3 protein-coding genes are annotated in these 10,948 nt (G+C 68.4%); 1 reads left to right on the forward strand and 2 read right to left on the reverse strand.

The genetic code is table 11. The annotated features are described in order from the left end of the window. Window position 1: 1 nt before the first annotated feature. Complete coding sequence (locus ACRDU5_RS20560; protein WP_526616746.1) at window positions 2-9,223, reverse strand: fatty acid synthase subunit beta domain-containing protein; 9,222 nt, start codon at window positions 9,221-9,223, stop codon at window positions 2-4. Window positions 9,224-9,765: 542 nt separating this feature from the next. Further along, on the reverse strand, window positions 9,766-10,479 hold the full coding sequence (locus tag ACRDU5_RS20565) for a glycoside hydrolase domain-containing protein (RefSeq protein ID WP_526616740.1): 714 nt from the start codon (window positions 10,477-10,479) through the stop codon (window positions 9,766-9,768). A gap of 112 nt (window positions 10,480-10,591) precedes the next feature. Here ACRDU5_RS20565 and ACRDU5_RS20570 point away from each other — a divergent pair. Continuing rightward, window positions 10,592-10,948 (forward strand): alpha/beta fold hydrolase (locus ACRDU5_RS20570; protein WP_526616742.1); only part of this gene is annotated, 357 nt, incomplete at its 3' end.

Below are 10,948 nucleotides of genomic sequence, written 5' to 3' on the forward strand. Positions count from 1 at the left end.
CTCATCGCACGTATACGCCGTCTTCGCCCAATCGCGATGCGGGGTCGAGCAGCATCTCGGCCTCTGCGCGGTTCTCGGGTGCATCGTCGTCCAGCCGACGATTGGCCGCCGGCCGCTCGTAGAGCGACGCACCGCCGGCGATCGCCGACGCCAAACGACGCTGGCCCGAGAACACCCGCATCTCCGCCTGCTCCCGATAGGCCTGCCGCTGGTCGGCATCCAGCGCGGCCAGGAAGGCCTGCGGATGCACCAGCGCGATGACGCCCGACACGTGACCGAAGCCCAGGCTGGTGACCAGGCCCGCCTTGAGCGGGAACTTCTCGCCCAGCCGCAGCGGCTCGCGCACCCACACGAAGTGCTCGGAGCCGGCCAGCTCGTCGTCGACGCAGTCCAGGCTGCGGTTGGGCGGGATGACCCCGTCGCGCAGCATCTGGCACATGCCCATCATCTGGAACACCGCCGCGCCGCCCTTGGCGTGACCGGTCAGGCTCTTCTGCGACACCACGAACAGCGGCGCGCCGTCGGAGCGGCCCAGCGAGCCGGCGAGCCGCTCGTGCAGCTCGGTCTCGTTCGGATCGTTGGCCAGCGTCGAGGTGTCGTGCTTGGACACCACCGCGACGTCATCGGCGCCGACCCCGAGCCTGGCCAGCGACCGGGCCAGCAGCGAATCCTTGCCGCCGGTGCCGGCCCCCAGCGCACCGAGCCCGGGAGCGGGGATCGACGTGTGCACGCCGTCGGCGAACGACTGTGCGTAGGCGACCACGGCCAGCACGGGCAGGCCCATCTTCACCGCAAGGTCACCGCGGGCCAGCAGAATCGTGCCGCCGCCCTGCGATTCGACGAAGCCCAGCCGGCGACGATCGTTGGCGCGGGAGAACTTCGAGTCGCTGATGCCCTTGGCGCGCATCATCTCGGTGTCGGCGGTGGCCGCCATGTCACCGAATCCGATGATCGCCTCCAGCGTCAGGTCGTCGAAGCCACCGGCGACCACGAGTTCGGCCTTGCCCAGCCGGATCTTGTCGACGCCTTCCTCGACCGACACCGCCGCCGTGGCGCATGCGCCGACCGGATGGATCATCGAGCCGTAGCTGCCGACATAGGACTGGATGACATGCGCCGCAACGACATTGGGAAGAACTTCCTGCAAGATGTCGTTCGGCTTGTTCCGCCCCAGCAGGTTGCCGTGGTACATGGTCTGCATCGACGTCATGCCGCCCATGCCGGTGCCCTGCGTGCTGGCCACCATGGTGGGGTGCACCCAGCGCATGAGTTCGGCCGGGGTGAAGCCGGCGGTCAGGAACGCGTCGACGGTCGCAACGATGTTCCACACCGCCACCCGGTCCAGCGAGGTCGCCATGTCCTGGCTGATGCCGTACACGGTGGGGTCGAACCCGGTGGGAATCTGCCCGCCGACGGTCCGCGACAGCTTGGTCTTGCGCGGCACCCGGATCTCGGTGCCGGCCTTGCGGGTGACCTGCCAGTCGCTGCTGTCCGGCACCGGTGTGGCGACGGTGTGCTCCGGATCGAAGTCGACGAACGCGCGGGCGTCCGCCTCGGACGACACCACGAAGCTGAAGTCCTTGTCCAGGAACACCGACACCAGCAGCGGCGACGCGTGATCGGGATCGATCGCGCCGTCGTCGACGAACTCCCGAATGCCGGTGCGCTCGACCACCGCGTCGTGGTAGCGCTCGACCAGCTCGGACTCGTCGACGAGCTCACCCGTTTCGTTGTCGTACCAGCCGGGCTTGGGGTCGTCCTCCCACTTGATCAATCCGGTGGTCCAGGCCAGCTCCAGCACTCCGGCGGCCGACAGCTCGTCGTCGACCTCCATCTCGAAGCGGGTCCGCGACGAGCCGTACGGGCCGAGCTCGGCACCGCCGACGATCACCACCAGGTCGGCGGGGTCGACGTCGAGGTCGTCCCACGCCGGTGGCGGCGCAGCGGTGAGGCCACGCGGCGGCGAAGGCAGCGCGGCGATCGTGCCGTCCTGCGCCTCGGCGCTGTTTTCGGCGGCTTCGGCGGCCAGCTCTTCGCGGGCCTTGGCGGCCAGCTCGGACATGTCGATATCGATGTCGCCCAGTCCGCCGGTCAGGTCGGCCTTGATCGGCTCCTGCGCGGCGGCCACCTTCGACTCGATGTTGCACAGCTCGAGCAGCATGGCCGCCATCTGCTCGGTCGAGTAGGTGGTGACGCCCGCCTCCTCGACCGCGCTGACGATCGCGTCGTTGGCACCCATCAGCCCGGTGCCGCGGGTCCAGCCGATCAGGGCGTGGGCCAGGCTGACGCGCTGCGCCCACGAGGATTCGGCCTTCCATCGCGCGACGACCGCGTCCAGCGCTGACTTGGATTCGCCGTAGGCACCGTCGCCGCCGAACATGCCGCGGTTCGGTGAGCCGGGCAGCACCACGTGCAGCCGCGACGCGATGTCACGCTCGGCGCCGATGTGCGACAGGCCGCCGATCAACCGCTGCACGGCCCACAGCAGCACCTTCATCTCCATCTCGGAGCGCGACCCGGCCTCGGACAGGTCACCGGCCACCCGTGGTGCCGCAAACGGGAACAGCAGCGTCGGCGTTTGGGCGTCCTTGAGGTGAATTGACTGTGGCCCAAGGCTTTCGGTCTGCTCGCTGCCCACCCACTGCACCAAAGCGTCGATGTCGGAGTAGGAAGCCATGTTGGCCGGCAGCACCCACAGCGCCGCGCTATAGCGGGCGCTGTCGCGATACAGGTTGCGGTAGAACTCCAGTCGTCCGTCATCGAGCTTGGACGTGGTAGCGATGACCGTCGCGCCGCCGTCCAGCAGCTGGGCGACCACCGAAGCCGCGATCGAACCCTTGGATGCGCCGGTGACCACCGCGACCTCGTCGCTGTAGCGACCCTTGCCCGGGTTCTCCGCACCGGCGGCGGCGCGGCCGAACAACGACGCGTGGATGTTCCGCCCCGCTGCCAGGGCCCTGCCCTGCCACCAGCTGGCCTGGGTGCCGACGACGTGGCCCGCACCCTCGAACCGCTGCGAGAGCCGCTGCCAGTCGGCGTCGATCTCGCCCTCGTCCATCAGCCAGAGCTTGACCAGGTCCTCGCGGGCACTGGCCCACCGGTCGTCGAACAGCACCGCCTTGCGACCGTCGAACACCGGCGCCACCAAACGCGGCCAGTCCGAACCGAGTTCGGCGGTGACCAGATCGATCAGCTCGGCGTCGGTGGCCGTCTCCGGCGTGGACACAGCGTTGTCCAGACCCAGCTGGTTGAGCACGAGCCGGGCGGCCGAAGCCAGCACACCGTCGCGTCCGGTGACCTGCTCGGCGAACTCGGTGAGCGCGGCGGAGTCCACCACGCCACCGCCCGTCGCACCGGCCGCGGACGGCAGCGCCACCGTGATACCGCGCCGGCCGGCCACCGCCGCCACAGCGGCGTCGATGACCTTGTCCACGGTCGCGGCGTCGGCCAGCGCACCGTCGTGCAGCCCGCCAAGGCTGCCGCCGCGGACGCTGGTGCCCTCGCGGGTGCCCAGCGCCACCTCGACGGTGACGTGCTTGGCCCAGCCGTCACCAAGCTCCCAGGTCTTCCTGACCCGCTCGGCGATGGCCGCCGGCCGCTTGCCGGACGGTCCGAGCACCGTGCGCAGCTGGTCGTTGACCGCGTCGGAAAGCACTGGGCCGTAAGGCTTGTACGTCCGCGCGAGCTTGGTCACCTGCGACTTCAGCCCGGACAGATCGGCCTCGGCCGCGCCGTCGATGGCGCCCAGGTCGAGCTCCGAGCCGAGGTCGACCAGCAGCTGGTTGCGCCGCGACGACGCACCGTCGGTGATGGACTCGATGGAATCCAGCGCCTCGATCTGATCCATCCGCATCTTCGCCCCCAGCGCGATCAGCGCCAGCGTCGCATCGGAGGCGTCGAACGGGATGTCGTCGGGTTGCGGCGTGCCCGCCGGGGCGGTGGCGGGCGCCGGTGCCGCCTCCACGGTCGCGGTTTCGGCCGCCGGGGCGGGCGCGGCGGCCACCTCGACGTCGTAGTCGATGTCCTCGTGATCGGGCTCGGGATCGGTGTCGGTGGCGAACAGCACCGGCGCGTCGCGCTCGGAGTTCAGCACTTCGGTTGTGTTGTGCGAATACTCGGGCAGCTTGAGGGTGTTGGCGGCCAGCCCGGCGACGGTCGGCGCGGACTTCACGCCGATCTCGACGAACCGCTCGATACCGAGACCACCGGCGGCCTCCTCGATGAAGAGCAGGTCCTGCGTCTCGATCCAGCGCACCGGGCTGGCGAACTGCCAGGCCAGCAATTCGATGACGACCTTGCGGCACAGCTCGCGCGGCTTCTCGTTCCGCCAGGTGTCGTAGTCGGCGAGGATCTCGTCGAGCGGCTCGGCGGGCACCAGATCCCGGATCTCCTGGATGAATTCGCGGTCCAGGCTGAACGGCTTCGGCACCAGGTTGGGGATGTAGCGCCCGATGATCAGATCGGGATCCTTGTCGCGCGGCATGACACGCTCCAGCGAGCGCCGAAAGTCGGACACGCCGACCCGCAGCACCGAGGAGTGGAACGGCACGTCGATACCGGGCACCAGAATGAACGAGCGCTTGCCGCCGGCGAGTTCGCGGCGCTTCTCGACCTCTTCCTCCAGCACCTCCAGGCCGCGAACCGTGCCCGCGATGGCATACTGCGAGCCGCGCAGGTTGAAGTTCACGATTTGCAGGAACTCGCCTGTGCGCTCGGAGATCTCGGCGACAAAGTCGACGACGTCGGCGTCCTCGAGGTCGATCTGCGACGGACGGATCGCGGCGAGCCGGTAGTTGGACCGGCCCAGCTCGTCGCGCGGCACGATGTCATGCATCTTGGAACCGCGGTGGAACACCACCTCGAGCAGCGCCTCGAGTTCATACACGCCGCTGACGCAGGCCAGCGCGGTGTACTCGCCGACGGAATGGCCGCAGGCGATGGCGCCCTCGACGAACGCGCCGGACTCCCGCATCTCGGCGACCTGAGCCGCCGCCACCGTGGCCATGGCGACCTGGGTGAACTGCGTCAGATACAGCACGCCCTCGGGATGCTGGTAGTGCACGCCGCTGGCGATCAGGCTGGTCGGGTTGTCACGCACCACGTGCAGCACCGAGAAGCCAAGCGTCTCGCGGGTGAACTTGTCGGCGGAGTCCCACACCTTGCGGGCGGCCTTGGACCGGGCGCGCACCTCCATGCCCATGCCCTTGTGCTGGATGCCCTGGCCGGGGAACGCATACACCGTCTTCGGCGCGGCGAGCTGTGCCGTCGCCGACATCACCAGATCGGACCCGACGCGCGCGGCAACCTCGATGATCTCCGCGCCACGGTCGATTCCGACGCGATCGACGCGGAAGTCGACCTCGTCGCCCGGTAGCACCATGCCCAGGAAGCGAGCGGTCCAGCCGACCAGCCGGGCCGGCGGAACGGCCGTTCCGTCGGTGGCGGTGACTACCTGCTGCGCGGCGGCCGAAAGCCACATGCCGTGCACGATGGGCGATTTCAGCCCGGCCAGCAGCGCGGCCGCGCGATCGGTGTGGATCGGGTTGTGGTCGCCGGAGACCACCGCGAACGCGCTCATATCGGTCGGCGCGGTGACGGTGATGTCGCGACGCCGGCGCCGTGGCGTGTCGGTCGCGTTGTCGGTCATCGCGCCGCCGGCGCGCGGCGGATCGCTGAGTTCGACCGCACCGGTGCGGCCGCGGATCGCGAACCGCTCCTCGAGCGTGGCAAGCACGGTGCCGTCGCTGTCGGCGATAGTCACGAAAACCGGCACCACGCGGCCGTATTCGGTGTCAGTGGCCGCCGAAGCCATTGCGGTGACGGCCAACTCGGCGGGGGTCCTCGGCAGCGGCGCCAGCAGGTGTGCGGCGTGATCCAGATGCACCAGGCTCAGCAGACCCTCGATTACCGGGAAGCCGTCGTCGGTGACCGCCGACCCAATGGCAGCGAACACCGCGGGCCAGCAGCGGCCCACCAGTGCATCGGGCACCAGGGTGAGGCCGGGCGCCAGCGGGGCGCCGAAGGTAGCGGTGACACCGGTGTGGTCGGCCACCTTTTCCGGATCCCAGCCGACGGTGAGCTTGACGGTGTTGTCGTGTACCGGCGGTAGGCCGTCCGGGCCGTCGACTCCGGCGGCGACGGCCAGCACCGAGCGCATCGCGTTCGAAGCATCCTCGACGGTGACGACGGGCATGCCGCCGTCGACCGTGCAGGAACCCAACGTGAACCGGATCTCGATCCAGATGTCGGACAGCGGGACGCTCAGGGTGACGGCTTGACCGGACCCCAGCTCCAGCCGGGCACCGGTGGACGGGTGTGTCGCACTGCGGTTTTCATTGACCTGCCATTCACCGGGCTCGCCGATGCGGTGCACCGGGTTGATGGCGGTGCGGCCCGCCCAGAGCACGTCGGGCGCGTCGAGAACCACGGCCAGCGGACCGGTGACGTCGGCTCGCGCCTGGCGGCGGGACACCAACGAAACGGGCTCGACGCCCGATGCCAGCGCCTCGTCGATCGAGGCCTGCTCGAAGCGGTCCAGCAGCTCACCGACCGGCTCGTCGAGCTTGGTGATGCCGGCGACGGACGCGGTGCCCGGAATGATGCACACCTGGTCGGCCTCATAGCGGGCGTCGTGCGCCTGCCACAGCGAGTCACTGCGCCACCACCGCCGCACATCCTTGTCGATGACCGGCACGAAGTTCACCGGCTTGCCAAGCGTCTTGCACAGCTGAACGAAGAACGGCACGTCGACCGGGTGCAGCTTGATGGTCTTGGCGTCGGGGTAGCGGTTCAACAGTGCGGCGATCGCCTGTTCCGGCTTCTCCAGCAGCGCAGTGCCTTTGGGGGAGTCATTGAAGAGCGTCTCGATCGGACCGAAGTCCTTCGGGTGCAGCCGGGCCTCGGCGCGCCTGAGCATTTCGGCGAACCGGTCGCGCCAGGTGTCGGCCAGCCACGGGCTGCCGGGCGATGCGGTGTCGGCGGTGCTGGTGCCGTCGCCGATGGTCAGCTCGACGTAACGCTGCAGCCACTGCAGGTAGGTCATCTCGGCGACGTCACCGAAGTACGGCTTGCAGGTGTTGGCCATCGCCGCGATGATCTCGTCGCGCCGCGCGGCCACCGCCTCGGCGTCGCCGGCCACCTCGTCCAGCAGCCGTCCGCACCGCGACGCGCAATTGTCGATCTCGTGGATGTCCGCACCGAGCTGGCTGCGGCTAGACGCCATGCCGCCCTGGGCTTTTCCGGCGCTGATCCACTGGTCGGTGCCGCCGGTCTCGACCAGCATCCGCTTGACCGACGGCGACGTGGTCGACTCCTTGGTCGCCATCGCCGCGGTGCCGACGAGGACGCCGTCCACCGGCATCAGCGGGAATCCGTAGGACTGCGCCCAGCGACCGGACAGGTACTCGGCGGCCCGCTCCGGCGTGCCGATACCGCTGCCGACGCAGACCGTGATGTTCGACCGCGACCGCAGCTCGGAGTAGGTGGCCAGCAGCAGGTCGTTGAGGTCCTCCCAGGAGTGGTGGCCGCCGGCGCGGCCGCCCTCGATGTGCATGATGACCGGCTTGGTCGGCAACTCCGCGGCGATCCGGATGACGGAGCGGATCTGTTCGATGGTGCCGGGCTTGAACACCACGTGGCTGATGCCGATGCCGTTCAGCTCGTCGATCAGGTCGACGGCCTCTTCCAAGTCGGGAATGCCGGCGCTGACCACGACACCATCGATCGGCGCGCCGGACTGACGTGCCTTCTGCACCAGCCGCTTGCCGCCGACCTGGAGCTTCCACAGGTACGGGTCGAGGAACAACGCATTGAACTGGACGGCACGGCCAGGCTCCAGCAATTGCGTGAGCTCGGCGATGCGGTCCTCGAAGATCTCCTCGGTGACCTGTCCCCCGCCGGCCAGCTCGGCCCAGTGACCGGCGTTGGCCGCGGCGGCGACGATCTTGGCGTCGACGGTCGTCGGGGTCATGCCGGCGAGCAGGATCGGCGAGCGTCCGGTCAGCCTGGTGAACTTGGTCGACAGCTTCACCGTGCCGTCGGGGAGGCTGACCAGGCCCGGGGCGTAGCTGGACCACGGGCGGGCCACCTCGGGCACCGCGCCGACGGTGAACAGGTTGCGCTGACCGCCGCGGGTGGCGGCCGGGACGATGCCCACGCCGAGACCCCGGATGACCGGCGCCGTCAGCCGGGTAAGGATGTCCCCGGGGCCGAGGTCGAGAATCCAACGGGCACCGGCTTCATGCAGCTCGGCGATCTCGTCGACCCAGTCCACCTGGCGCAGCAGGATGGCCTCGGCCATCTCGCGCGCGAGCTTGACGTCGAGCCCGACCGTCTGGGCCCAGTTGCCCACCATGTCGATGGCGTCCGCCAGCCGCGGGGTGTGGAAGCCGACCTCGACCTGCACGGGATCGAACAGCGGGCTGAACACCGCCCCGCCGCGAACCTTGTTCTTGCGCTCGGCCTCTTCCTTCTCGGCGATCTGTTGGCAGTAGAGCTCGAAGCGGGACAGCTGCTCGGGGGTTCCGGTGATGACGACCGAGCGCCGGCCGTTGCGGATGGACAGCACCGGCGGTAGGACGGTGCGGACGTCCTGGGCGAACTCGTCCAACAGCTCGGCGATGCGTTCCGGGTCGGCGTTGGTGACCGAGACCATCGGCGGGCGGTCACCGAGGACGGAGATGCCTCGGCGACGGGCCACCAGCGTGCCGGCCGTGCCGATCAGCTGCGCCAGCGCCAACAGCTCCACGTCCTTGGCACCGGCGGCCGCGAGCGCCTCCACCCCCAGCACCCCCTGCGAGTGTCCGGCCACCGCCACCGGGGGCGTGGCCGTCAGATCCATCCCTTGGCGGCTCAGCGCACGCACCGCGGCGATCTGGGTGAGCAGCACGCCGGGTACCGACACGGCGGCCGATGTCAGTTGCTTGGCACCTGGCACCGCCTCCTCGGCGGCCAGCGCGCGGACCCACTGCATCGGTTCGAACCCGATCGGGCGCACCACCACCAGCTCGCGGGCCACCGGCTCGAGCAGCAGCTCGGCTTCCCCGATCAACGTCGACAGCTCGGCCTCGATACCGGCGGAGGCAACCAGCTCCTCCAGCGTCTCCAACCAGGCGCTGCCCTGCCCACCGAAGGCGACGGCGTAGGGCTCGCCGGCGGTCAGACGATCGACCAGGGCGTGTGTGGACTGAGACGACCCGGATTCGTCGGCCCGGCCGGTGGACACCTCCCCTCGCTTCGCTGGGGTGCCCCAGTCATGCTTTTCATTGATCGTCACGTCTTGTTATCTCCCTCGGTGCTGCTCTCGCAGGTATCGCTCGTCGTATGTGGGCTGTCGTATGTCGGCGGGTATGACCTGCGCTCCCCTGCGAGGTCTGCGGTGATTCGGCGTCGAATCTCGACTGGCCTTGGACACGTCCAGCGGACACTCCAGCCGTACTAAGAGTGTCATAAGAACCAGCACGACCTTCCGCCCCTAAATGGTTACTGGCGAGTTCTACGCTCGGGTAACCGCATGTTCGGTAACACCGGCTTCGAAACCGGCGGAAGATATCCGGGACAAACGTCCTGCATGTTGGTGGTTACGGTTGGGTAGGCACAACAGTGCAGATCAAAGCAGTATTGTTATCAAATCGTTATGTAAAAATTTCGCCTCGTCTCCGGTGCCAGGTCGGCCTGCTTAGACGCGACAACTCGACGGAATTTGTCTCCTCGGCGACGCCAGCCAACACCAAAAGTTTGCTGACAGTGCTTACTACTCGGTAAGTTTTAGTCCCACTGACCGAATCGCGGCTTGAGGACGTGGTTGATGTCCACGCCGATACCGCCGACGCTGCGCTTGTCGATCTCGACCTGATGCAGGTGAGCCGCCGGATGCGTGAAGCCCTTGGGCGAGCCCCAGTTGTGCTGCCAGAAATAGGAGCCCAGGCCGTCCTGAAGCGCCCAGTCGATCGTCTTGGAGTTGGCGTAGACGCCCACCCGTTGATGCCCGAGCACCGCCTCCCAGCCCCGCAGGTAGGGCGCCACTTGCTGCTTGTACTGCGCATGCGTCGGGTTGTCGTCGATCGACGCATAGATCGGAGCGCCGTAGGAGCCGCCCGCGGCGACATGCAATTGCCAGCCTCGCTTGGCGTGCTGGACACCCGCGTTCTGCCCACCCAGCCAGTCCGCCGTGTCCTGCTTGCCGTACTGGTAGCAGGAGACGATCTTCAGGCCGTTGTGATAGAGGTCGCGGGCCTCGGCGAGCTGGATCGGCTTGCCCAGCATCCAGGCGCCGCCGGGGCGGCGGTCCGATACATAGCGGATAGCTCCAGCCGCGCCGGCAGCCCGAATATCGGCTGCTTTGATCACGCCCGCCGCGTAGTCGAGCAGTATCCCCAGCGGAGCGGCGGGGGCCTGCGGCGGCGGAACCAACGAGGCCAAACCGACGGCGGCCGGGGCCGCGGCCGCGTACCTCAGCAGGTCCCGCCGGGACATTGACACGTGCCACAGAGTACGACAAAAACCCCTGGTTTCACTCTAACGCCACTGGTCACATATGTATCAAGATTCTCAGGCACGTCATCCCGGGCCACCCGTGTCGGATGATCTCGGTGTGACTTCGTCGTCGCTGACCCCAGAGCCGTTCCGCATCGCGATTCCCGAGGCCGACCTGACCGACCTCAAGGCCCGCCTGGCTGCCACCCGCTGGCCCCAGCAGTTGCCGGGCACACCGTGGCAGCGCGGAGTGCCCGTCGACTATCTGAGGCAACTGGCCGATTACTGGGCCGGTGAGTTCGATTGGCGCGGGCAGGAGGCCGAGCTGAATTCTTACCCGCAGTTCCGCACCCAGATCGATGGCCAGACGGTGCACTTCCTGCACGTCGAATCGCCCGAACCGCACGCCCGGCCGCTGGTCCTGCTGCACGGGTGGCCGGGTTCGGTGGTGGAGTTTCTCGACATCATCGGCCCG

It is taken from the genome of Mycobacterium sp. (genome assembly GCF_050701515.1).
In the GTDB taxonomy this organism is placed as follows: domain Bacteria; phylum Actinomycetota; class Actinomycetes; order Mycobacteriales; family Mycobacteriaceae; genus Mycobacterium.